This is a genomic window from Tenacibaculum piscium (genome assembly GCF_021390755.1).
In the GTDB taxonomy this organism is placed as follows: Bacteria; Bacteroidota; Bacteroidia; order Flavobacteriales; family Flavobacteriaceae; genus Polaribacter; species Polaribacter piscius.
On sequence record NZ_JAJGWR010000002.1, the window covers coordinates 125,084 to 149,083 of the forward strand.

A 24,000-nucleotide genomic window follows, 5' to 3' on the forward strand; every position below is an offset into this window, starting at 1 on the left:
GTTATATCGAATTTATTCTTCTTCCTTTGGCGGTAAAATTTTAAAATTAGTTTCTTTCAATACTTTTTTATTCGCAATTTTCTTTTCAAACGAAAGTAGGAGTGATGGTAATAATATTAAATTCGATACCATCGCTAATAATAACGTTACTGAAACCAAGCCTCCTAAAGCAATCGTTCCTCCAAAACTGGAAATCGTAAACACCAAAAACCCAAAGAATAAAACAATAGAAGTGTAAAACATACTCACGCCAGTTTCCTGAAGTGCGGCATAAACGGCAGGTTTGATTTTCCAATTATTTGCTAATAATTCTTGACGATATTTTGCTAAAAAGTGAATGGTATCATCGACAGAAATACCAAAAGCGATACTAAAAACTAAAATAGTAGAAGGTTTTATTGGGATATTAAAAAAGCCCATTAATCCAGCTGTTATCAACAAAGGAAGCATGTTTGGAATTAATGAAATGAAAATCATTTTATACGAACGGAACATCCATGCCATAAATATCGCAATTAATAAAATAGCTAATGATAAGGAAATTGCTAAATTTTTAATCAGATAATTTGTTCCTTTTAAGAAAACTAACGCTTTTCCTGTCATCGAAACGGTAAATTTATCTTCAGGAAATTGTTTTTTGATAACGGCATTTAATCGATCTTGAATAATGTCCATTTTATCGGTACCTACATCTTTCATAAATGTCGTAATTCTGGCATATCTTCCAGTACTATCTACAAAGTTTTTAAGCATATTCGAATTACCATCGGAATTTTTAGTGTAGGCAAAAATGTGCGCTTTTTCTTGACTCGTTGGTAATTGATAATATTTAGGATTTCCTTTATAAAAAGCTTGTTTTGAGTATTTAACCAAATTGGTAACCGAAATTGGTTTGGATAATTCTGGAAAAGATTCGATGGTTTCATTTAATTTTTCCATCTTTTTTAAGGTAGAAAGTTTCATGACACCTTTTTCTTTTTTGGTATCAATCAAAATTTCCAAAGGCATAATTCCTCCAAATTCTGTTTCAAAGAATTTAATATCCTTATAAAACTGTGCTTCTTTGGGCATATCTTCAATTAAACTTCCCGAAACACGGATTTGATATACGCCAATCATACTTAATATAATTACCGAAACAGTGGTAATATAAATAGTATTTCTGCGTTCTTTTACCATGCGTTCCATCCACGAAACCACATTGTTCATCCATTTATTTTCCAAATGATTTAAGTGTTTTTCCTTTGGAAGTGGCATAAAACTGTAAATAATAGGAATTATCAATAGCGCTAAAATAAAGATGCTAATAATATTTATAGATGCTAAAATTCCAAATTCTCTTAATAAATTACTTTTCACAAAAATAAAGGTTGCAAATCCTGATGCAGTGGTAATATTGGTCATTAAGGTTGCATTTCCAACCTTTGAAATAACACGTTGCAAAGATTTTGCTTGATTTCGGTGTTTTTTTATTTCTTGCTGATATTTATTGATAAGAAACACGGCATTTGGCACACCAATCACAATAATTAATGGTGGAATTAACGCTGATAAAACGGTGATTTCATAGCCAAATAATCCGATAAAACCAAATGCCCAAATAACACCAATTCCTACAACGAGTAGCGTAATAAAAGTAGCTCTAAACGAACGAAAAAAGAAAAAGAAAATAACGGCTGTAATTCCTAATGCGCCTAATACAAAAAGACTCATTTCGTCAATAATATTTTGAGAATTGATCGTTCGTATGTATGGCATTCCAGACATTCGTACATCTATTTGATGGTCATTTTCAAATTTTTCAACGGTAGGAATTAATATATCTGCAATAAAATCTCTACGAGCAGGCGTGTTTACAATTTTTTTATCAATATAAAGTGCTGTTTGTAAGGTTCCTTTATCGTTGTATAATAGGTTGTCGTAAAAAGGCAGTTTTTCAAACAATTGTTTTTTAATCCTGAGAACTTCTTCATTGGTTGTTGGAGCTGTTTCAAACAATGGTTCAAGTACAAATTTCTTGTTTTTTCGGTCTGCTTTTAATTGTTTTACATCTGCAATTGAAACTGTAAAATCGACTTGTGTTGCTTTGTTTAAATCTTTAACAAGTTTATTCCAAGCATTGAATTTTACAGGCGTAAAAATAGTAGAATCCTTAATTCCTAAGATCACTAAGTTTCCTTCTTCGCCAAAAATTTCTAAAAATTTATTGTATTGTATGTTTGCTTCGTGATCTTCTGGAAGTAAATTTGCTTCGGTATAGGAGAAGCGCATATACTTCATTTGGGTGACTAAAAGCCCCGTAACAATCGCAATAGCGATTAAAACTAGATATCGGTTTCTTAATATAAATCCTGCGATTTTAGTCCAAAAAGTCATTCAAATATTTTTTGCAAAGTTATGTTAAATGAAATTATTAAACCAAAAAAAGAGTGTCTTTAAAAAACACTCTTTTTATTTATTTTTTATTCGTTGTTTATCTAGGTTCTTTATCTTTTTTTGCTGTTTTTTCAGCGGATAAAGAATCAAAATATGTTTGAAAATACGTTTAAAATATTTTCAATTAATTCTTAAACAGTCATAATTTCTTTTTCTTTCACGACTACTTTTTCATCAATAATTTTACTGAAAGTATCGGTTAATTTCTGTACACTTTCTTCGGATATTTTTTTAACATCATCAGAAACATCGGCTTTTTTGATATCGTTATTAGCATCTTTACGTGCATTACGTACGCCAACTTTAGCGTGTTCAGCTTCAGCTTTACATTGTTTTGCTAATTCTTTACGACGTTCTTCTGTTAAAGCAGGAACGTTTATAATAATAACATCGCCATTATTCATTGGATTGAATCCTAAATTAGCGTTCATAATTGCTTTTTCAACTTCTTGAAGCATATTTTTTTCCCAAGGCTGAATGGTAATTGTTCTAGCATCAGGAGTGCTTACGTTGGCAATTTGCCCTAAAGGAGTTGCTGCGCCATAATAATCAACTTGTACATTTGCAAGCATTGCAGGTGATGCTTTACCAGCTCTAATAGTACGTAATTCTTTTTCTAAATGTGCGATTGCATTATTCATTGCCTCTTTGGCAGCATCTAAAATAAAATCAATTTCTTCGTTCATTTTGCTTGTGTTTAGTGTCCTCTGAAAAAAGTAAGAGGTTGTATTGCTATTTATTAATTATCAACGATTGTTCCAATTTGTTCTCCAGAAACTAATTTTAATAAGTTTCCTTTTTTGTTCATATCAAAAACGATAATTGGAAGTTTATTTTCTTCACTTAAGGTAAAAGCGGTCATATCCATTACTTTTAATCCTTTGTCAATAACGTCTCTAAAGGTGATATTATCGTATTTTATGGCATTTTTATCTTTTTCAGGATCTGCATTATAAATCCCATCGACTCTAGTTCCTTTTAAAATGGCATCGGCATTTACTTCGATAGCTCTTAAAACTGCTGCTGTATCAGTAGTGAAATAGGGATTTCCAGTACCTCCGCCAAAAATAACGACACGACCTTTTTCTAAATGACGATTTGCACGACGTTTAATATAAGGTTCTGCTATTTCTTTAATTTCGATTGCTGTTTGTAAACGGGTATGAATTCCTTCAGCTTCTAAAGCACTTTGCAAAGCTAAACCATTAATGCAAGTTGCTAACATTCCCATGTGGTCACCTTGTACTCTGTCCATGCCTTGGCTTGCTCCAGCAACCCCTCTAAAAATATTTCCACCGCCAATAACAATGGCAATTTCAATGTTTTTAGCTATTACTTGTTTTATTTCTTGGGCGTATTCTTTAAGTCTTTTAGGATCAATACCATATTGAAGGTCGCCCATTAATGATTCGCCGCTTAATTTTAAAAGGATTCTTTTATATTGCATAATCTTGTTGAAAGTTATGCAAAATTACGCATTTTTTTTGAGTTTGAATTTTGATAAAACAAAAAACCATCCAAAAAATGGATGGTTTTAAATATTTTGTGGTGTTTAAGAATTATCCTAAAGTAACTCTTACGAAGTTTTTAACTTCTACGTCACCAAAAGAAGAAACATATTCTGCAACAGTTTTCTTTTCGTCTTTAATAAACTTTTGATCTAATAAACATTGTTCTTGATCTAAAGTTGTGTTATCAGAGATAAATCTTTCCATTTTTCCTGGTAAAATTTTATCCCAAATTTTTTCTGGTTTCCCTTCTGATTTTAATTGCTCTTTGGCAACTTCTTCAGCTTGTGCTAAAGCAGCCTCAGTTAATTGTAATCTAGAAACATATTGAGGAACGTTTTTTAAAGTTTTACCTAAACGTCCTAATTCGATGTTATCTTTAGCGATAACAGCAATTCTTGCTTCAGTTTCAGCTTCTACATAAGCAGGATCAAAATCTTTGTAAGACAAAGAAATTGCACCCATTGAAGCAGCTTGCATTGCTAAGTCTTTAGCTAAAACAGCAGCATTATCTACCGCAGCAGATAAACCAACCATAGCAGCAATTTTACCAATGTGTGTATAAGAACCTACGTAAGGCGCTTCTAATCTTTCGAAAGAAGTGATGTCGATTTTTTCACCGATAACACCTGTTTGTTCGATTAATTTTTCAGCAACAGTTACTCCACCGAAATCAGCAGCTAAAAATTCTTCTTTACTTTTAGTATCAAAAGCAATAGCAACAAATTCAGCAGCTAAATCTTTGAAAGAATCATTTTTAGAAACGAAATCTGTTTCACATGCTAATACAATAGCAACCCCATAAGTATTATCATCACTAATTTTAGTGATAGCAACACCTTCAGTAGAATCTCTATCGGCTCTTTTAGCAGCGATTTTTTGTCCTTTTTTACGTAAAATATCAATTGATTTATCAAAATTACCTTCAGCTTCTACTAATGCATTTTTACAATCCATCATACCGGCTCCGGTAGTTTCTCTTAATTTTTTTACGTCTGCAGCGCTAATTTTTACTGACATATCTATTGTTATTTTTTAGTTGTGAATTTATACTTGTAAAAATAGTTAAAGGTTTCAAGTAAATGAAACCTTTAACGGAAATAAATTGAAATTATTTAGCTTCTTCTTCTTCTTCTTTAGCTGGTGCTTGTGTAGCAACAGTTTCAGTAGTAGCTTTTACTTCTTTAGCTTCTTCTTTAACAGGAGTAGCTACTTTTTCTTTGTCAGCCTTTCTTTCAGATAAACCTTCAGCAATAGCATCAGTTACATAAGATAAAACTTTATCAATAGATTTTGAAGCATCGTCATTTGCAGGAATTACGTAATCTACTGGTCTAGGATCAGAGTTCGTATCAACTAATGCAAAAATTGGAATGTTTAATTTTGTTGCTTCAGCAATTGCAATGTGTTCTTTTTTAACATCGATTACAAATACAGCCGCAGGTAAACGAGTCATATCAGAAATAGAACCTAAATTCTTTTCTAATTTAGCTCTCTGACGGTTAATTTGTAACTTTTCTCTTTTAGATAAAGCGTCAAAAGAACCATCTAACTTCATTCTATCAATAGTAGCCATTTTCTTAACAGCTTTACGGATAGTTACGAAGTTTGTTAACATCCCACCTGGCCAACGCTCAGTAATGTAAGGCATGTTAATGTTTGCTGCTCTTTCAGCAACGATATCTTTCGCTTGCTTTTTAGTTGCAACGAATAATATTTTACGTCCAGAGTTTGCTATTTTTTGTAAAGCTGCAGCAGCTTCGTCAATTTTAGCAGATGTTTTATACAAATCGATGATGTGAACACCGTTACGTTCTGTATAAATGTATGGAGCCATGTTTGGGTTCCATTTTCTAGTTAAGTGACCGAAGTGCACTCCGCTTTCTAATAATTCTTGAATATTTGCCATTTTAATAAAATGTGTTTACGTTCTGTTTTCACAATATTTCAGTAGTTGTAAAAAGTCTGAAATATTTAGATACTAAACTGTTAAAAATAAATGTATAAATAACAGTCTCTTCTGAAAATAAAGAACATTGCCTTTTGCAAGGCAATGAAAATATATTAACGTTTAGAGAACTGGAATTTCTTACGTGCTTTTTTCTGACCGAATTTCTTACGTTCAACCATTCTAGGATCACGAGTTAATAAACCTTCTGGTTTCAATACTGCTTTGTGCTCTTCGTTAATTGCTACTAATGCTCTAGTAATTGCTAAACGGATTGCTTCTGCTTGACCAGTAATACCACCTCCAAAAACGTTTACTTTAATGTCATAAGACTCTAAGTTCTCCGTTAACATTAAAGGCTGTTGGATTTTGTATTGTAAAGTTCCTGTTGTAAAGTAGTTCTTATAGTCTTTTTTATTAACAGTAATGTTTCCTTTACCTTCTGAAAGATAAATACGAGCAACTGCTGTTTTTCTTCTACCTATTTTGTGTACAGTTTCCATTATATAAGATCTTTAAGGTTAATAGCTTTTGGGTTTTGAGCAGTTTGTTGGTGCTCAGTACCTGCATACGCATATAAGTTTTTGTATAAAGCGCTTCCTAATTTATTTTTAGGTAACATTCCTTTTACTGCTTTTTCGATTAATCTTGTAGGATCTTTTTCGAACATTTCTGTAGCAGTTAATGATCTTTGTCCACCTGGATAACCTGTATGACGGATATAAGATTTATCAGTCCATTTTTTACCAGTTAAAACAATTTTTTCTGCGTTGATAACAACCACGTTATCTCCACAATCTACGTGAGGAGTATAATTTGGTTTGTACTTACCTCTAATTAGCATTGCTATTTTAGAAGCTAGACGACCCAACGTTTGCCCGTCCGCATCAACTAAAACCCACTCTTTATTAACAGTGTTTTTGTTTGCTGATACTGTTTTGTAACTTAATGTGTTCATAATTACACGATTAGTTTTTGTTTATTAATATATGATTTTATCCTTAAAAAAGGTGTGCAAATATACGGCTAATTATTTGATTGACAAATAGTAGGTTTGTTTAATTTTTTCTAATAAAAAAAACGTGCAGTTGCACGTTTTTTTATTTATGAAATAGTATTTTGAATAAAAATGCTCTAATTTTTATTCTATTTTTCAGGTTATTTTACTCTGTTTTTTGTTCTAATAATTCAAAGAATTGATTTAAACGTGGTAAAATAATAATTTTTGTTCGTCTATTTTTGGCTTTATTATCAGGAGTATCGTTTGCTACTAATGGCACATAACTTCCTCTACCAGCTGCGATTAATCTTTTAGGAGCAACGCTGTATTTATTTTGTAATTCACGAACAATAGCTGTTGAACGTAATACACTTAATCCCCAGTTATCTATTAGTCTAGATCCTTTCGAAACAGGTGTATTATCAGTATGTCCTTCAATCATTACATCCATTTCTGGCTGACCATTTACAACCGTTGCTACTTTTCCTAAAACTTTAGAGGCTTTATCAGAAATTGTATAGCTTCCGCTTTTAAATAATAGTTTATCAGAAATCGAGATAAAAACCACTGTTTTTTCTACGTTAATAGTGATATCTTCATCATCAATACCTTGTTGTAATTCTTTTTTCAGATGAAAAGCAACGACTAAATTTAACGAATCTTTTTTAGAAGCTGCTGCTCTAATTCGGTTAATATATTTGTCTTTTTTGCTTAATTGCGTTAAGGTTTCTTTGATGTTATCATTTGCTCCTTTGGTTAAAACGGTTAAGTTTTCTACTTGTTGAAGCGTATTTTGTTTGTCTTGTTTTAAATCACCAACGGATGATTTTAAGGTATTTACTTTTTCTTGACAACTTTCTTTTTCAACTAAACATTTCGTTAAATTTGCCTTTACAGCTAATAATTCATCTTTTGTTTTTTCGTGCTTAGTTTTTAAAGCGTTTAATTCTTTGGTAGAAACACAAGATGCTAGTAAAAAAGAAGCGGTAATAACTAAAAATATTTTCTTCATTTTAGGCTGTTTTTAAGTGGTGAATTAGTATTGTTTTGAAAAATACAAATTTATGAAAATCAATGCGTAAAAAAACAGAATTAACAATCTTTTATGAAGCGATAATGATTTATTTTTGTCGTTACATTTTAAATATTAAATTTTTACGATGATTCAAAATAGAATTTGCACAGTATTTTTAAGATTATTATCAATAATATTTCTATTATTATTTTTGATTTCTTGTAATCAGAAAAAAGAAATAACTCCTACGAAATTAACAGGTTTTGTATTTGGAACAACGTATCATATTACCTATTTTGATGCTCAAAATCAAGAAATCGCTCAAAAAATAATCAATAAAACGACTACTAAAACGAGTGAAAAATTAAATAAAAAGTTGCTTCAAAAATCAATTGATAGTTTATTTAATTTAGTGAATAAATCATTGTCTACGTATTTACCAACTTCCGATATTTCTAGGATTAATCAAGGCGATACCACGGTAGTTGTTGATGCGATGTTTGTCGAAGTTTTTAAAAAAGCTAAAAAAATTCATCAACAAACCGATGGTTATTTTGATCCAACGATTGGAAAATTAATTGATGCGTATGGTTTTGGAGCGGGAAAAGAGATTAAAAATTTAACATCCGAAGAAATTAAAAAACTAATGATTGGCGTTGGTTTTGATAAAGTAAAATTAGAAAATAATAAGGTTTATCGTGAATCAGATCATATTGAATTTAATGTAAATGCTTTTGCAAAAGGTTATGGAGTTGATATTATCGGTCGATTTTTAGAGGATAAAAACATTGAAAATTATTTGGTAGAAATAGGAGGGGAGATTCGAGCGAGAGGAAAAAAGAACAGTAAATTATGGAAAGTAGCGATTGAAAAACCAAATATTGATGGCACACGTTCGCTTCAAAAAGTTATTTCTTTGGATAATGAATCGATGGCAACTTCTGGGAATTACCGAAAGTTTAAAATCAATGAAAACGGCGATAAAATTGTACATACGGTAAATGCAAAAACAGGTTTGGCAAGTCAAAGTAATTTATTGAGTGTTTCGGTTCGTTTAAAGGGCGATTGTGCCGATGTTGATGCCTACGCAACCGCTTTTTTAGCCATGGGATTAGAAAAAACGAAAGCATTTTTACAAAAATATCCTGAATTAAAAGTAGTCTTATTATATAATGACGAAAATAATGAGTTAAAAGAGTATAAAAATTAACTCTTAAAACAAACAGGCAGAATTTCGTCTTTCATCAATGCAAATCGTGCTAGTTTTTCTGGGGCGATTTTTTGTGTCAAATCAACCTCATCAACCTTAAAACCTACGGAACGAAGTTTGTCGAAATAATCACGTCCATACACGCGAACATGATCGTATTGACCGAATATTTTGGTGCGTTGCTTTTCATCGGTAATGGAATCGTCTTCAAAAGTTTTTTCTCTTGATAAATCTTGAGGAATCTGAAAAATTCCAAATCCGCCAACTTTTAAAACCCTGTATAATTCTTGCATTGCTTTGGTGTCATCAGAAATATGTTCTAAAACATGATTGCAAAAAACAACATCAAACTCATTATCTTTAAAAGGTAAATCGCAAATATCGGCTTTTACATCCGCAATTGGAGATTCTAAATCAGCAGTAATATAGTCTAAGTTTTTTTGCTTTCTGAAGATATCTAAAAAGCATTGTTCAGGTGCAATATGAAGTACTTTTAGTTTTTTATCCGAAGAACTATTTAAGTTATTTGAAGCTAAAAAATTTGTTTCATTTTGTAAATACAACCATAATAAACGGTGTCTTTCTAAGGATAAAGTAGAAGGAGAAAGGGCATTTTCTCTTTGATCTTGATATCCGTAAGGCAAAAATTTGCGAAAAGATTTTCCATCAATAGGATCTGTAAAAACATCACCTTGTAACCACCAAGAAATTACTGGGCGAACCCAGTAACTTGCTTTAATTAATAAAGGTCTTGGAATGGTGTTTAATATGATTTTGAATATTGACAAATTATATTGTTAAAGGTTGTTGTCTAAATTCGTCTTCTTCATTTGTTTCAATTCCTAATGCTTCATGTATATATTTGAAGGTAGAAAGTAATTCTGGTTTTCCATCAACAATAGCAACATCGTGTTCAAAATGAGCGGAAGGTTTGTTGTCTAAAGTTGTAATTGTCCAACCGTCATTATGTTGTAAAATTTTATGTGTTCCTAGGTTTGTCATCGGCTCGATGGCAACAACCATTCCTTCGATAAATTTTTTCCCACGACCTCTACGACCGTAATTTGGCATTTCAGGGTCTTCGTGCATTACACGTCCTAAGCCATGACCAACTAATTCACGAACTACACCGTATCCATGTTTTTCAGTAAAGTTTTGAATAGCAAAACCAACATCACCAACACGATTTCCTACTTTTAATTCACGAATACCAACATATAAACTTTCTCTGGTAACGTCTAATAATTTTTGCGTTTCAGGAGCGATTTCACCCACTGCAAAAGTGTAGGCGTGGTCGCCATAAAAACCATTTTTAATCGAACCACAATCAATGGAAATAATATCTCCTTCTTGCATTGGGTTTTTATTCGGAATTCCGTGTACTACTTGTGAATTTGGGCTCATACAAAGGCTATTCGGGAAATCATACAATCCTAAAAAACCAGGAATTGCTCCTTGTTCACGGATAAATTCTTCGGCAAGTTTGTCTAAATATAAAGTGGAAACACCAGGTTTCACTTCTTTAGCTAACATTCCTAAAGTTTTTGATACTACTAATGCACTTTCACGCATTAACTCTATTTCTTCTCTAGTTTTTGATTTAATCATCTTAAAAATATTGAAGGACAAATTTACGGTTATTTTTGATAAGGATGTGTGTATGGCTTGCCAGAAACTATTTTTAAAATATCTTCTTCGATAGTACTACCATCAAGTGCATGCTCAACAAAACGACCAATTTCTTTTCCATCTTTATAAAAAATGAAGGTTGGTATTCGAATAATATCAAGTCCTTTTTCTAATCCATTTCCTTTTTTCTTACGGTTAACAGCTACTATTTCTGAATTTATATAGTTAAAATTAGCTTGATCTAAAATTTTATAAAAATTAGGAAGTACGCGTTGGCTATCTCCACACCAAGTTGCTACAAAACCTCTAATAGTAACATCTTTTAGATGTATTTTCAATTTATTAATCGTTTTTTTATCGGTTTGGTAATACCTATAAAAATCATTAAACCATTCTGAGGCATAAGGTTCTTGTTTAAAATCTTTTTTGGTAGCAATTCCGACTAAGTCATTCTGATTATTTTTAGTAGCAGGCTCTCTTGATATTGATGCACAAGAAGTAACTAATAATACAATAAATAAGTATGTTATTTTTTTCATCGGTATAATTTTAAATTAACGAATCTTGTGTCATTTCTTTAGGTTGCGGTACGTTCATTAAGTGCAAGATAGTTGGTGCAATATCACCTAAAACGCCATCTTTTATAGTTTTTAAATCGTTATCGATTAAAATCATCGGAACAGGGTTCGTGGTGTGCGATGTATGTGGTGAACCATCAGGATTCATCATCGTTTCACAATTTCCATGATCGGCGATTAAAATAGTGGTATAATCGTTTTCTAAAGCCGTTGTAATTACATCTTTTACGCAATTATCGACGGTTTCACAAGCTTTTACTGCGGCATCAAAAACGCCTGTATGTCCAACCATATCGCCATTTGCGAAATTTAAGCATACGAAATCAACAGTGTTATTTTTTAATTCAGGAATAATAGCGTCTCGGATTTCATACGCACTCATTTCTGGCTGTAAATCATAGGTTGCTACTTTTGGCGATGGGCATAATAAACGTTTTTCGCCTTTAAATTCTTGCTCTCTTCCTCCAGAAAAGAAAAAAGTTACATGTGGATATTTTTCAGTTTCCGCAATTCTAATTTGCGTTTTACCAGCATTTTCTAAAACTTCGCCAAGTGTATTTTCGATATTTTTACCATCGTAAATTACCTTGATGTTTTTAAAAGTTTCATCATAATTTGTTAGTGTAACAAAATATAACGGCACTTTTTTCATGTTAAATTCAGGAAAATCTTTTTGCGATAATGCTTCGGTTAATTCACGACCTCTATCGGTTCTAAAATTAAAGAAAATAACTACATCATCTTTTTTGATTGTTGTTTTAGGATGCTTATTTTGATCAACCATAATAATAGGTTTGATAAATTCATCCGTAACATTTTCATTGTAACTTTCTTGAATACTTTGGTTAGCATCTCTAGAAAAACTTCCTTTTCCGTTTACTAAAGCATCGTAAGCGAGTTGCACTCTTTCCCAACGATTATCTCTATCCATTGCAAAATAACGCCCTGTAATTGTCGCCAATTCACCGGTGGTTTTTTGCATATGTTCTTCTATCTCATTGATAAAATATTTTCCAGATTTAGGATCACAATCACGACCATCAGTAAAAGCATGTAAAAAAACATTGTCCAATTTTTGCTCGTTTGCGATGGATAAAAGTCCTTTTAAATGATTGATATGAGAATGAATCCCACCATTAGAAACCAATCCTAAAAGATGAACATTTTTATTGTTTTTTTTGGCGTAATCAAAAGCTTTTAATAATTCAATTTCTTGCGCTAAAGTTCCTTGTTCAACAGCCTTGTTAATTTTAGCAAGATTTTGATATACAATTCTACCTGCGCCTAAATTCATGTGTCCAACTTCCGAATTCCCCATCTGTCCTTCAGGCAAACCGACATGTTCTCCATCAGTACGTAATTGTGCGTGTGGAAATTTATCATATAAAGAATTTATGAAAGGCGTTTTGGCGTTGTATATAGCAGAAACTTTTGGATCTTGGGTAATTCCCCAGCCATCGAGAATCATTAAAATTACTTTCTTGTTCATTTTTGTTGAATTGAACGGTAAAAATAAGAAAGATTTTATCGTTTTAAGAGCCTGTTTAAAAAATAAATAGTCAGTTCATCGCTAGTGCAAGCATCTTGCTTGTGCCGTTGCTGCTAAAAGCATTATTTTTATCAGATATCAATCTCTAAAACTGTTTTATTGTCTTAATAATTACTACTATATTTCTAATCTACAGAGTTTGTTATGAAACTTATATTTTTTATATATCGCTTTCTTCTTACTCATTTGGTCACGAGCAAGATGCTCGCGATAGCCGTAAATAAATTCTATAAAAATTATTTTTACTTGATAAATCCATCGCTAGCGCAAGCATCTTGCTTGTGCCGTTGCTGCTAAAAGCATTATTTTTATCAGATATCAATCTCTAAAACTGTTTGATCACCTTGATAATTTCTAGCGCTACTATATTTCCAATCTACAGGGTTTGTTACAAAACCACTTTCAATAGGGTTATTATGTATATAATCTATCTTTTGTTGTATTACTTTTTCGCTCCACAATTCTATAGGTTTATTGTGTTGTTGCCAAAGTTGGTATTTTTTAACATTACTATTTTTACTTCCCGCTCTTTTTAGCATCCATAATAACCATTCTTTTCTGCTTTCTTGAGGATTTTCTTCTATCATTTTTATTAATTTTCTGGCAGTAAAACCTTTAAAATCACGTAGCAATCCAGAAGGGTTTTCATCCGTTGAGCGAAAAATTAAATGAACATGATTTGGCATAAAACAATATGCAAATACCTGCATTGCTTTTTCTTTTCTACAATAGGTTATACTTTCTTCTAAAATATTAAAATAAGCTTGTCGAGTAAAAATATCAATCCAATATACGGTAGCAAAACTTATGAAATAAACACCTGATTTGTTATGAAATTTATATTTTCTACTCATTTTTTATCTTACTGATTTTCCTCATTACTAGCGCAAGTATCTTGCTTGTGCTGTTACTTAAAAACTTATATTTCCTACTCATTTTGGTCACGAGCAAGATGCTCGCGCTAGCTACAAATACGTTTTATAAAAATGTGTTTTCACTTGATAAATCCATTGCTAGCGCAAGCATCTTGCTTGTGCTGTTACTTAAAAACTTATATTTCCTACTCATTTTGTTCACGAGCAAGATGCTCGCGCTAGCTACAAATAAGGTTTATAAAAATGTGTTTTCACTTGATAAATCCATTGCTAGCGCAAGCATCTTGCTTGTGCCGTTACTTAAAAACTTATATTTCCTATTCATTTTGTTCACGAGCAAGATGCTCGCGCTAGCTACAAATAAGGTTTATAAAAAATTATTTACGATACTTTCGAATCGCGTTTTTAATTTTTTCGATTCTATTTTCAGGATCGGGATGTGTACTTTGAAATTCTGGAGTTCTGTTAGGTCCTGCGGCAGCTTTTAAAATTTGCATAACGCCAATTAAACTCTCAGGATTATAGCCTGCATCAATCATTAATTTAACACCTAATTCATCACTTTCTAACTCATCGCCTCGACCATATTTCATGTTAATAACATTGGCAATTCCTGCCATTCCTTGTGCAGTACTTGGGTCAAAACCAACAGAAGCTCCTGAGAGTAATCCTTGTGTTAAATCTTGTTTTGCCATGCGAGCCGCAGAATGTCGCCCGATAACATGTCCAATTTCATGTCCTAAAACGCCCGCTAACTGATCTTTATTTTTCAACTTTGAAAACAATGCATACGTAATAAATACTTGTCCTCCAGGAAGTGCGAAAGCATTAATAGTTCTTTCATCTCTTAATAAATGAAATTCAAAAGGATAGCCAGATTCTCTAGCAATACTATTGTCAACTAATTTTTTTCCAATTTGGTCCACTAATTTTTGAGCATCTATATTCGGATGTAATCCACCGTGTTGTTGTGCCATTTGAGGAGCGCTACTTAAGCCGATTGCGATTTCTTGTTTCGGAGAAATAGAAATATGTTGTTTTTGACCTGTGTACGGATTTGTTTCTGCACTAGCGCAGTATTTTACCAAAGCAAAAAGTGCGATTGCTGCACCAATTAAAAGTCTAATTTTTAAACCTCCGCGATTTCTCATAATTTTTCTTTTTTTAATTTTTTTGATAAAAGTAAATATACAATTTATATATTTTAACGAATATCGATTTTTTGTAAACGATAAAAAACTTAATTTTACCTTTACAAAATAGTTACAAAATAATTGAAAATATGAAACCTCATTTCGAGTTAAATGACGTAACAAAAAAATTACCAAAACATCTGCATAAATTTGTTGTTCAACAACCGTATGATGAATATACAGCTCAAAATCAGGCGGTTTGGCGATATGTAATGCGAGTAAATGTTGATTATTTAGGTAAAGTTGCTCATTCATCATATTTAAAAGGATTAGAAAAAACAGGTATTTCTGTAAATAGCATTCCGTATATGGAAGGAATGAATCGAATTTTAAAAGAAATCGGTTGGGCGGCAGTTTCTGTTGATGGCTTTATTCCGCCAAATGCTTTTATGGAATTTCAAGCCTATAATGTGCTGGTTATTGCTTCGGATATGAGAACTATCAATCATATTCAATACACGCCTGCTCCAGATATTATTCACGAAGCCGCAGGACACGCTCCAATTATTGCAAATCCAGAATATGCAGAGTATTTACGAAGATTCGGTGAAATAGGTTCAAAAGCAATTTCATCCGCAGAAGACTATGAAATGTATGAAGCAATTCGATTATTATCGATTTTAAAAGAAGATCCAAATTCAACCCAAAAAGAAATCGCCCAAGCGCAAGAAAAAGTTACCTATTTACAAGATAATATGGGCGAATTATCTGAAATGGCACAAATTCGAAATCTGCATTGGTGGACAGTCGAATATGGCTTAATCGGAACACTTGAAAATCCGAAGATATACGGCGCAGGATTGTTATCATCTATAGGAGAAAGTAAAGGTTGTCTGAAATCAAAGGTTAAAAAAATAGCCTATTCGATAGCTTCTGCAACGGTTAATTTTGATATCACCAAACCACAACCACAACTTTTTGTAACCCCAGATTTTGCCCATTTAAGCTTCGTTTTAAATGAATTTGCAAATACGATGGCACTTCGTACTGGAGGATTATCTGGAGTTCAAAAATTGATAACATCTAAAAATTTAGGAACTGTTGAATTAAGTACAGGAATTCAAATTTCAGGGATGTTTAGCAACGTAATAAAAGATGAAAATGGGAAAATTGCGTACTTACAAACAACAGGAAATACTGCTTTATCAAACAGAGATAAAGAATTAATTGGACACGGAATTTCGTATCATGCCGAAGGTTTTGGAAGCCCAATCGGGAAATTAAAAGGTATTAATTTGCCGATCGAAAATATGAGTCCGCGCGATTTAGAAGCCTACGGAATTTATGAAGGAAAAAATATCAAATTAGAGTTTGAAAGTGGCGTGCTTGTTACAGGAAATATCATCACGGGAACACGCGATTTAAGAGGGAAAATTTTAATCATCTCTTTTAAAAACTGTACAGTTACCTATCAAAATGAAACATTATTTGAACCTTCTTGGGGAATTTATGACATGGCAATCGGTAAAAAAGTGGTTTCCGCTTATTCAGGTCCTGCCGATGTTACTTCTTTTGAAAATTTAGGGAAAGTTTCTGAAACGAAAACACACAAAATAACATATACTAAAAATCAGCAAGAATTATATACATTATATGCCGAAGTTCGAGAAATGCGAGAACAAAAACAAGCCACAAATAGCAATATTGAAACCATTTTTCAGCGCTTGAAAAAAGAGTTTCCAACAGATTGGTTGCTCGTTTTAGAACTCTATGAACTATCCGTAGAAAATAATTTTAGCATCAAAAATGAACTGGAAAAATATTTAGAAAACTTAAAAAGTAACAAGAGTTACAAAGCTTTAATAGAAAACGGACTACATTTGTTGCCGTAGAAACACGCAAACAAATGGGATTATTTAACTTATTTAGAAAAAAAGATATGACAAACGAAATACAAACGTATTTAGATAATGGCGCAATTATTTTAGATGTACGAACTTTAGATGAATGGAACGAAGGACATTCACAAGGAGCAAAACATATTGTTTTAACAACAATATCGGCACGAGTTGCTGAAATTAAAGCATGGAAAAAACCTGTAATCGCAGTGTGTAGAAGTGGCGCTAGAAGTGGACAAGCAACCGACTTTTTACATGCACAAGGTGTCGATATTATTAACGGAGGACCTTGGCAAAATGTCGATAAACACTTAAAATAATTTTTGATTTTTTAAGTGTCTATACGTTTTTTTAAAATTGAATAAAAGGAAATGCTTTTTGAAGTGTTTCCTTTTTTTGTGCGATATTTTGTAAGAATTTTTGATGGGCTTCTGATGTTGGATTAAAAGAACGATGCGCCAATCCTTTTTGAATTATTTCAATTTCCTTCATCGTTTTTTGGGTGTTTTCAGCAATCCAAACGGCTATGAATTTTTCCCAAATATAATTTATTGCAGTAGCATTTGGATGAATCATATCTTGGGCATAAAAACGATAATCACGCAATTCATCCATCATAATTTCATACGAAGGAAAATAATAAACGCTCTTTTTAATATCGATAATTGAATGAATTGCCGATATTAAATGCGATTTACTTTGCTGATTTTCAATAAATCCATCTTTTAGATGACGCACAGGCGATACGGTAAAAAGAATCGCAATATCAGGATTAACGGATTTTGTTAAAGCTATAATTTCTGATAAACTTTCAGTGATTTCAGCAATACTTAAAATCTTTTTTGTAAAGTTTTTCTGTGGAATTTTATGGCAATTCGCTACAATTGTATCCGAAGAAATTTCACGATAAATCCATGAAGTTCCCAAGGTAATTATCAAATGACTAGCGTTTTTTAACTGCGTAAATGTTGCCGAACTGGCAGTGTTTAAATTCTCTAAAACTTCATTTTTATCCAAAGAACTTATACTCGAATGCGCATCAAAACAATGCCAAGATTCATTGTGATAAAAAACAGCTTCTTCTGTATATTTTTTTTGATTGATAGCATCGGTAATTAATTTTTCAATAGCCTTTGGATGAAATAAAATTCCAAAAGGATTCTGTGTCGATTGAAATTTATAATACGATAATTTATCGCCGATATTTTCAGAAAAACAAGACCCCAATAAAAATAATTTCGAGTTATAATCAATTAAATGATGCGCTTGTTTTTTTAAAGAAAGTTGTGTTTGAAGTTTCATTTTATAAAAATAGTATCAAAAGCATAAACATCAAAAATAATTATAAAAATAGTCATAACTATACTTATCAAAAATGATTCTAAAAATAAAGTCAAACCAAAACTAAAGACAAACTCCGTAAAAATGTATCTTTGTTTATCTTAAAACATAATAAATTGAACAATATTAAAAATACTTTTACCATTAAAGATCTTGAAAATATTTCAGGAATCAAAGCACACACCATTCGTATTTGGGAAAAACGCTATAATTTATTATCCCCCGAAAGAACCGATACGAATATTCGGTATTATTCTTCAAAAAATTTATTGAAATTATTAAACGTTGTTCTACTGAATAAAAACAATTATAAAATTTCTAAAATAGCCGCAATGTCTAACCAAGAAATATTGATTGCTTCAAGAGAATTAGCCTTAAAAACAGCCTCTAATGACCAAGCAATGAACTCCTTGAAATTAGCAATGTTTCAGTTTGATAAAGAGTTATTTAACAATACTTACAATCAATTGTTGGATAAAAAAACGTTCCGAGAAATCTTCAAAGATGTTTTTGTACCTTTTTTAAATCACATCGGTTTACTATGGCAAACAGACACCTTACTTCCTGCTCACGAGCATTTTATATCAAATTTAATTACTCAGAAAATTCAAATAAGTACCGAAAGATTGCCGTATAATATTTTAAATTCAAAAGTATTATACGTATTGTTTTTACCAGAACATGAAATACACGAATTAGGTTTGATGTACTTAAATTATGAGTTAGTGTTGCGTGGTTATAAAACGATTTACTTAGGGCAAAGTTTGCCGTTAAATAATTTGAATTATTTCTTTGAAAGTGATACGGAAATTCGTTTTGTAACTTCATTAACCGTACAGCCCTACGACGATAAAATAACCGATTATTTTAAGGAAATAGAAGCTATTTTAAAAGATACAAAGCATCAATTAATTGCGATAGGAGCAAAAACAGCCAACGTTAAAGAAATAGATTTTGAAGCAAATATTTCGCTATATCCTTCTATTATTGAGTTTTTAAAAATAATGTAGCTTTTTTTGATTAATTTAATTTTGTTTAACTCTTTTTTGTCTTAATTAAACAAAAGTTGTAAATTTGGGTATTCATAAAGAGCCTTCTTTAATTTTATATATTTAATTATTTTTAGATGTTTTTTAATTCTTAAAAATCCTTAAATTTATCAGAAAGTATTTTGTGAGTATAATTTTGTGAGTGTATTAGTAATCCTACTAAAAAAAAATAAAATTGAAATTGAAAAAGAAAATACATATAATAGGTTCGGGTTTTTCATCATTATCAGCTTCGTGTTATTTAGCAAAAGCAGGATATGACGTTGTAATTTTAGAGAAAAATGAAACACTAGGAGGCAGAGCACGTCAGTTAAAAAAAGATGGTTTTACTTTTGATATCGGACCAACATGGTATTGGATGCCCGATGTTTTTGAGAAGTTTTTTGCCGATTTTGGTAAAAAACCATCTGATTATTATGAATTAGAAAAGTTAGATCCAGCATATCAAGTTTATTTTGATACCGCAGATTCGATTACAATTCCTGGTAGTGTTGAAGAAATTTATGAAATTTTTGAAACAGAAGAAAAAGGAAGTTCAGTTCATTTAAAAGCATTCTTAAAATCTGCCGCCTATAATTATGATGTTTCGATAAACGATTTAGTCTATAACCCAGGAGTTTCTCCTTTAGAATTAGTAACTCCTGTTACGATTGGAAAAATAACCCAGTTTTTTTCATCCATAAGAAAAGAAGTTCGTAGAAAAATTAAAAGTAAAAAATTAATTCAGATTTTAGAATTTCCTGTCTTATTTTTAGGCGCAAAACCAAGCAATACACCCGCTTTTTATAACTTTATGAATTATGCCGATTTTGTTTTAGGAACTTGGCATCCAAAGGGCGGAATGTACAAAGTGATTGAAGCAATGCATACTTTAGCTAAAGATGTAGGCGTTGAGTTTAAAACCAATGCTAATGTTGAAGAAATATCGGTTAATGAAGTGGGCGAAGCTATCGGGCTTATTGTAAATGGTGAATTTATTGCTTCGGATATTGTGTTGAGCGGTGCCGATTATCATCATACAGAAACATTATTACCTCAAAAATATAGACAGTATTCTGAAAAATATTGGGATAAAAAAGTTTTTGCACCATCGTCATTATTGTTTTACGTTGGTTTTGATAAAAAACTAAAAGATGTTTGTCATCATACCTTATTTTTTGATACCGATTTTGATATACATGCGGCATCAATATATGATACTCCAAGTTGGCCAAAAGATCCGATGTTTTATGCAAGTTTCCCCTCCGTAACAGAGGATTCTTTTGCGCCAATTCATAACGAAGCTGCCACTTTTTTAATCCCGATAGCGCCAGGTATTGAAGATACTCCTGAGCTTAGAGAAAAGTACTTTGATTTAATTATCAACAGATTAGAGAAATTAACACAGCAATCTGTAAAAGAAAATGTTATCTTTAAAGAGAGTTTTTGTGTCAAGGATTTTGTAAAAGATTATAATTCGTACAAAGGAAATGCCTACGGATTAGCAAATATTTTAACACAAACTGCTTTTTTAAGACCAAAAATAAAAAGTAAAAAAGTAAAGAATTTATTCTTTACAGGGCAATTAACGGTTCCAGGACCAGGCGTGCCACCGTCATTAATTTCGGGTAAAATAGCTTCAGATTTAATTTTAAAACACCATTAAAAATGAAACAATTATTTGATGAAGTTTCTTATGCTTGTAGTAAATTAGTTACTGAAAAATACAGTACTTCTTTTTCTTTAGCAACTCGAATGTTATCGCCAAAAATACGTGCCGAAATTTATAATATTTATGGTTTTGTCCGTTTTGCTGATGAAATAGTCGATTCTTTTCATCAGTATAATAAAGAAGTTTTATTAACACGATTTGAACAAGAATATTACAACGCAAAAAAAGAAGGTATTAGTTTAAATCCGATTCTAAATGCATTTTTACATACTGTTGAAAAATATAAAATTACCGAAGATTTAATTCAAGCTTTTTTAAAAAGTATGAAAGCCGATTTACATCAAACAACATACACTACCCAAGAAGAATATAAACAATATATTTATGGCTCGGCTGATGTTGTTGGCTTAATGTGTTTAAAGGTTTTTGTAAATGGTGATGCAAATCAATATAACGAATTAAAAGATGCCGCAATGCGTTTAGGTTCTGCGTTTCAAAAAGTAAATTTTTTAAGAGATTTAAAAGATGATTTAGAACTCTTAAACCGTTCTTATTTTCCAAATATCAACCTTAAAGAATTAGATCAAGCATCCAAAGAAATTATTATTAAAGATATTGAAGCTGATTTTGATTATGCCTATGAAAATGGTATTTTAAAATTACCTGTTGAAGCAAAATTTGGTGTTTACATGGCGTATCGATATTATAAAAAATTGCTTAATAAATTAAAAGCAACGCCATCATCAGAAATAATGGACACAAGAATTAGAATCTCTGACCCAATGAAAATTAATCTTTTGGCAAGAAGTTACGTAAAATATAAACTAAACCTTATTTAAAAATGTTATTTGCAATTACAACTTTACTGGTTTTTATAGGGATGGAAGCCGTTACTTGGTGCACCCATAAATATATAATGCACGGTTTTGGATGGTATTTACACGAAGACCATCATCAGCCAGGATACCCGAATGTGTTTGAAAAAAACGATGCTTTTTTTGTGGTTTTTGCCATACCGAGTATGTTGTTGTTTTACTTCGGAATTAATCCAGCATTAAATTATTTGTTTTTTATAGGCTTAGGAATTTTATGTTATGGAATCGCTTATTTTTTAGTGCATGATGTGTTAATTCATAGGCGTTTTAATTGGTTTAAAAATACGAATAATCAATATCTAAAAGGACTTCGAAAAGCACATAAAATACATCACAAGCATTTAGGGAAACCTGATGGAGAATGCTTCGGAATGTTGTTCGTTCCGTTTAAATATTTTAAGAAAAGACAATAAAAATAATTAAATTAATCTAGCTAATAATACTAAAATAATGAGTGAATATCTATATCTCTTATTGAATTTAGGAAGTTTAAGTATCCCTTTAGGTTACAGTATTTTTGAGAAAAAATTTCATTTTATACAGCATTTTAAAAGTGCTTTAATCAGTATTTCGCTAGTCGCTTTACCGTTTATAACTTGGGATGCGGTTTTTGCTCAGATGGGAGTTTGGGGCTTTAATACTGATTATTATTTAGGAATAAAACTATTTAAATTACCTATTGAAGAATGGCTATTTTTCTTTTGTATTCCGTATGCTTGCTTGTTTACGCACGAGGTTTTAAAATATTTAGCACCTCAATTTAAGTTATCAAAAACTCCCACAGTATTGTTGAGTTTTTTATTGATTTTGATTACTTTTTTATTATTGATTTTCAATTTTGGAAAATGGTATACGACTGTAAATTTCATTCTTTTTATTGTATTGATGCTTTTTTCATTAAAAAATAATTTATCGGAACTACAAGCGTATTTTCCAAGTTTTTTGGTGATTTTAATTCCGTTTTTACTAACAAATGGAATCTTAACAGGAAGCTTTATTGAGCAACCTGTAGTTTGGTATAATAATACAGAAAACTTGAATTTTAGAATTTTTACAATTCCTATTGAAGATGTTTTTTATGCTTTTACGCTATTGTTTTCAGTACAATTAATTTTTAATCATTTAAAGAAATCTAATAAAAAAATAAAATATGAAACAAAATAAATACATACGATTTTTACTCTTTTTAGTAGTTAATTTTTTAGCCTTAGGTATCGGTGTTATATTGATGGAAAATGGTCCAAAAAGTGAGTGGTATCTATCATTAAATAAAGCACCTTGGACACCCGCAGGTTGGGTTTTTGGAGCAGCTTGGTCAACAATTATGCTGTTATTTGCTTTTTATATGACAAAATTGAGTTTTAAATTTCCTTTTTTAGATAAAAAATTAACAATCCTTTTTAGTGTTCAGTGGATTTTAAACGTCGGTTGGAATTACTTGTTTTTCAATCAACATTTAATGGGAATTGGCTTGCTTGTTATTACCTTATTATGGCTTTTAATCGGGTATTTTACTTTTAAATATCTGAAAGAATTAAAAATAAACACGCTATGGATACTGCCTTATTTAATTTGGATGACCATAGCAACAACATTAAACGCATACACAGTACTTTATAACTAATATATAGTGTTAATAATTAAATGATTATGGCAAAAAAAAAGAATATTACCCAAGATAAAATTATAGAATTATACATGAATTCAGTATTAATTTCAGGAAAACCGAATTCTATTTATGCTTTTGCCCTTCAAAATAATATTGAAGAAACCGATTTTTATAAACATTTTTCAAGTTTTAAGAGTTTAGAAAAATCAATATTTGGAATTTTTGCTAAAGAAACAATCCATTTATTGCATAAAACAGAAGCTTATCAAGGTTATGAGTCAAAAGATAAATTACTAAGTTTTTATTTTACTTTTTTTGAATTATTAACTGCAAACAGATCCTATGTTTTATGGCAATTTCAAGATATGAAATCGGATTTTTCAAAACTAGCAGTTTTAAAAGAATTACGTTCAGAATTTCTAAAATATATCAGTGAAATTGAAATAGAAAAAATTGATTTTAAGAATGATAAAATCAATGAAATTCAAGATAAAACAATAACAGAAGCTTATTGGATGCAATTATTAATGATTCTGAAATTTTGGATTGATGATGAATCTTCAAACTTCGAAAAAACAGATGTTTTTATTGAAAAATCAATTAAAGCTGCTTTTGAAATTCAACAAATAACTCCCGTAAAAAGCGTTATTGATTTAGCGAAATTTTTATGGAAAGAAAAAGGAATGTCAACATAAG

Annotated in this window: 25 protein-coding genes; 10 read left to right on the plus strand and 15 right to left on the minus strand. The window is 31.1% G+C overall.

Translation table 11 applies throughout. From position 1 onward, the window contains the following. Positions 1-12 precede the first annotated feature (12 nt). From L0U72_RS04600 to L0U72_RS04635, 8 genes are all read right to left on the minus strand, one after another. Positions 13-2,376: an efflux RND transporter permease subunit gene (locus L0U72_RS04600; protein WP_233861076.1), complete on the minus strand. Its 2,364-nt coding sequence runs from the start codon at positions 2,374-2,376 to the stop codon at positions 13-15. Positions 2,377-2,567: 191 nt separating this feature from the next. After that, positions 2,568-3,122: a ribosome recycling factor gene (frr, locus tag L0U72_RS04605; RefSeq protein WP_101917749.1), complete on the minus strand. Its 555-nt coding sequence runs from the start codon at positions 3,120-3,122 to the stop codon at positions 2,568-2,570. 53 nt (positions 3,123-3,175) lie between these two features. Continuing rightward, positions 3,176-3,883, minus strand: coding sequence for a UMP kinase (pyrH, locus tag L0U72_RS04610; RefSeq protein ID WP_101917748.1), 708 nt, complete (start codon positions 3,881-3,883; stop codon positions 3,176-3,178). Positions 3,884-3,995: 112 nt separating this feature from the next. After that, positions 3,996-4,964 carry a translation elongation factor Ts gene (gene tsf / locus L0U72_RS04615; protein WP_233884559.1) on the minus strand — a complete coding sequence of 323 codons (969 nt, stop codon included), beginning with the start codon at positions 4,962-4,964 and terminating at the stop codon, positions 3,996-3,998. Positions 4,965-5,055: 91 nt separating this feature from the next. Continuing rightward, the gene (gene rpsB / locus L0U72_RS04620) at positions 5,056-5,853 is read right to left on the minus strand and encodes a 30S ribosomal protein S2 (protein WP_233898531.1); all 798 of its coding nucleotides are present in this window, start codon (positions 5,851-5,853) and stop codon (positions 5,056-5,058) included. Between the two features lie 155 nt (positions 5,854-6,008). Next, on the minus strand, positions 6,009-6,395 hold the full coding sequence (gene rpsI, locus L0U72_RS04625; RefSeq protein ID WP_101917745.1) for a 30S ribosomal protein S9: 387 nt from the start codon (positions 6,393-6,395) through the stop codon (positions 6,009-6,011). Continuing rightward, positions 6,395-6,850 carry a 50S ribosomal protein L13 gene (gene rplM, locus L0U72_RS04630; RefSeq protein WP_101917744.1) on the minus strand — a complete coding sequence of 152 codons (456 nt, stop codon included), beginning with the start codon at positions 6,848-6,850 and terminating at the stop codon, positions 6,395-6,397. Before rplM ends, rpsI begins: the two co-directional genes overlap by 1 nt. Positions 6,851-7,055: 205 nt before the next feature. Then, positions 7,056-7,904 carry an OmpA/MotB family protein gene (locus L0U72_RS04635; RefSeq protein WP_233898532.1) on the minus strand — a complete coding sequence of 283 codons (849 nt, stop codon included), beginning with the start codon at positions 7,902-7,904 and terminating at the stop codon, positions 7,056-7,058. Between the two features lie 148 nt (positions 7,905-8,052). Here L0U72_RS04635 and L0U72_RS04640 point away from each other — a divergent pair, with 148 nt between their 5' ends. Then, positions 8,053-9,117 carry an FAD:protein FMN transferase gene (locus L0U72_RS04640; protein ID WP_233898533.1) on the plus strand — a complete coding sequence of 355 codons (1,065 nt, stop codon included), beginning with the start codon at positions 8,053-8,055 and terminating at the stop codon, positions 9,115-9,117. On the opposite strand, the gene L0U72_RS04645 is transcribed toward L0U72_RS04640, so the two are convergent. From L0U72_RS04645 to L0U72_RS04670, 6 genes are all read right to left on the minus strand, one after another. Next, positions 9,114-9,905, minus strand: a complete 792-nt coding sequence (locus L0U72_RS04645) for a class I SAM-dependent methyltransferase (protein ID WP_233898534.1) — start codon at positions 9,903-9,905, stop codon at positions 9,114-9,116. The genes L0U72_RS04640 and L0U72_RS04645 overlap by 4 nt on opposite strands. A gap of 1 nt (position 9,906) precedes the next feature. Next, positions 9,907-10,725 carry a type I methionyl aminopeptidase gene (map, locus tag L0U72_RS04650; protein WP_101917741.1) on the minus strand — a complete coding sequence of 273 codons (819 nt, stop codon included), beginning with the start codon at positions 10,723-10,725 and terminating at the stop codon, positions 9,907-9,909. Between the two features lie 29 nt (positions 10,726-10,754). Further along, on the minus strand, positions 10,755-11,285 hold the full coding sequence (locus tag L0U72_RS04655; RefSeq protein WP_233884543.1) for a thioredoxin domain-containing protein: 531 nt from the start codon (positions 11,283-11,285) through the stop codon (positions 10,755-10,757). A 10-nt stretch (positions 11,286-11,295) separates the two neighbouring features. Beyond that, positions 11,296-12,813: a 2,3-bisphosphoglycerate-independent phosphoglycerate mutase gene (gene gpmI, locus L0U72_RS04660; protein ID WP_233898535.1), complete on the minus strand. Its 1,518-nt coding sequence runs from the start codon at positions 12,811-12,813 to the stop codon at positions 11,296-11,298. Positions 12,814-13,184: 371 nt separating this feature from the next. Then, on the minus strand, positions 13,185-13,727 hold the full coding sequence (locus tag L0U72_RS04665; RefSeq protein ID WP_233898536.1) for an REP-associated tyrosine transposase: 543 nt from the start codon (positions 13,725-13,727) through the stop codon (positions 13,185-13,187). 398 nt (positions 13,728-14,125) lie between these two features. Next, positions 14,126-14,899, minus strand: a complete 774-nt coding sequence (locus tag L0U72_RS04670; protein ID WP_101917737.1) for a M48 family metalloprotease — start codon at positions 14,897-14,899, stop codon at positions 14,126-14,128. A gap of 131 nt (positions 14,900-15,030) precedes the next feature. Here L0U72_RS04670 and L0U72_RS04675 point away from each other — a divergent pair, with 131 nt between their 5' ends. Together L0U72_RS04675 and L0U72_RS04680 are read left to right on the plus strand one after the other, a co-directional pair. Continuing rightward, complete coding sequence (locus tag L0U72_RS04675) at positions 15,031-16,773, plus strand: aromatic amino acid hydroxylase (protein WP_101917736.1); 1,743 nt, start codon at positions 15,031-15,033, stop codon at positions 16,771-16,773. Positions 16,774-16,820: 47 nt separating this feature from the next. Next, positions 16,821-17,099 (plus strand): rhodanese-like domain-containing protein, encoded by a 279-nt coding sequence (locus tag L0U72_RS04680; protein WP_101917873.1) that lies wholly within the window; start codon positions 16,821-16,823, stop codon positions 17,097-17,099. A gap of 31 nt (positions 17,100-17,130) precedes the next feature. On the opposite strand, the gene L0U72_RS04685 is transcribed toward L0U72_RS04680, so the two are convergent. After that, the gene (locus L0U72_RS04685) at positions 17,131-18,081 is read right to left on the minus strand and encodes a GSCFA domain-containing protein (RefSeq protein WP_233898537.1); all 951 of its coding nucleotides are present in this window, start codon (positions 18,079-18,081) and stop codon (positions 17,131-17,133) included. Between the two features lie 155 nt (positions 18,082-18,236). Here L0U72_RS04685 and L0U72_RS04690 point away from each other — a divergent pair, with 155 nt between their 5' ends. The 7 genes from L0U72_RS04690 to L0U72_RS04720 all read left to right on the plus strand — a co-directional run bounded on the left by L0U72_RS04690 (position 18,237) and on the right by L0U72_RS04720 (position 23,999). Then, entirely contained in the window at positions 18,237-19,130 is an 894-nt protein-coding gene (locus L0U72_RS04690; protein ID WP_101917734.1) for a MerR family transcriptional regulator, read from the plus strand. A gap of 220 nt (positions 19,131-19,350) precedes the next feature. Further along, entirely contained in the window at positions 19,351-20,814 is a 1,464-nt protein-coding gene (locus L0U72_RS04695) for a phytoene desaturase family protein (RefSeq protein ID WP_233898538.1), read from the plus strand. 2 nt (positions 20,815-20,816) lie between these two features. Then, a complete protein-coding gene (locus L0U72_RS04700; RefSeq protein WP_233884526.1) occupies positions 20,817-21,659 on the plus strand; it encodes a phytoene/squalene synthase family protein in 843 nt (280 codons plus the stop codon). A gap of 2 nt (positions 21,660-21,661) precedes the next feature. Next, complete coding sequence (locus L0U72_RS04705) at positions 21,662-22,108, plus strand: sterol desaturase family protein (protein WP_233898539.1); 447 nt, start codon at positions 21,662-21,664, stop codon at positions 22,106-22,108. A gap of 37 nt (positions 22,109-22,145) precedes the next feature. Continuing rightward, positions 22,146-22,859, plus strand: a complete 714-nt coding sequence (locus L0U72_RS04710) for a lycopene cyclase domain-containing protein (RefSeq protein WP_233898540.1) — start codon at positions 22,146-22,148, stop codon at positions 22,857-22,859. Then, positions 22,846-23,319, plus strand: coding sequence for a TspO/MBR family protein (locus L0U72_RS04715; protein WP_233897882.1), 474 nt, complete (start codon positions 22,846-22,848; stop codon positions 23,317-23,319). Before L0U72_RS04710 ends, L0U72_RS04715 begins: the two co-directional genes overlap by 14 nt. 26 nt (positions 23,320-23,345) lie before the next feature. Continuing rightward, positions 23,346-23,999 (plus strand): TetR family transcriptional regulator C-terminal domain-containing protein, encoded by a 654-nt coding sequence (locus tag L0U72_RS04720; protein ID WP_233898541.1) that lies wholly within the window; start codon positions 23,346-23,348, stop codon positions 23,997-23,999. Position 24,000: the final 1 nt, after the last annotated feature.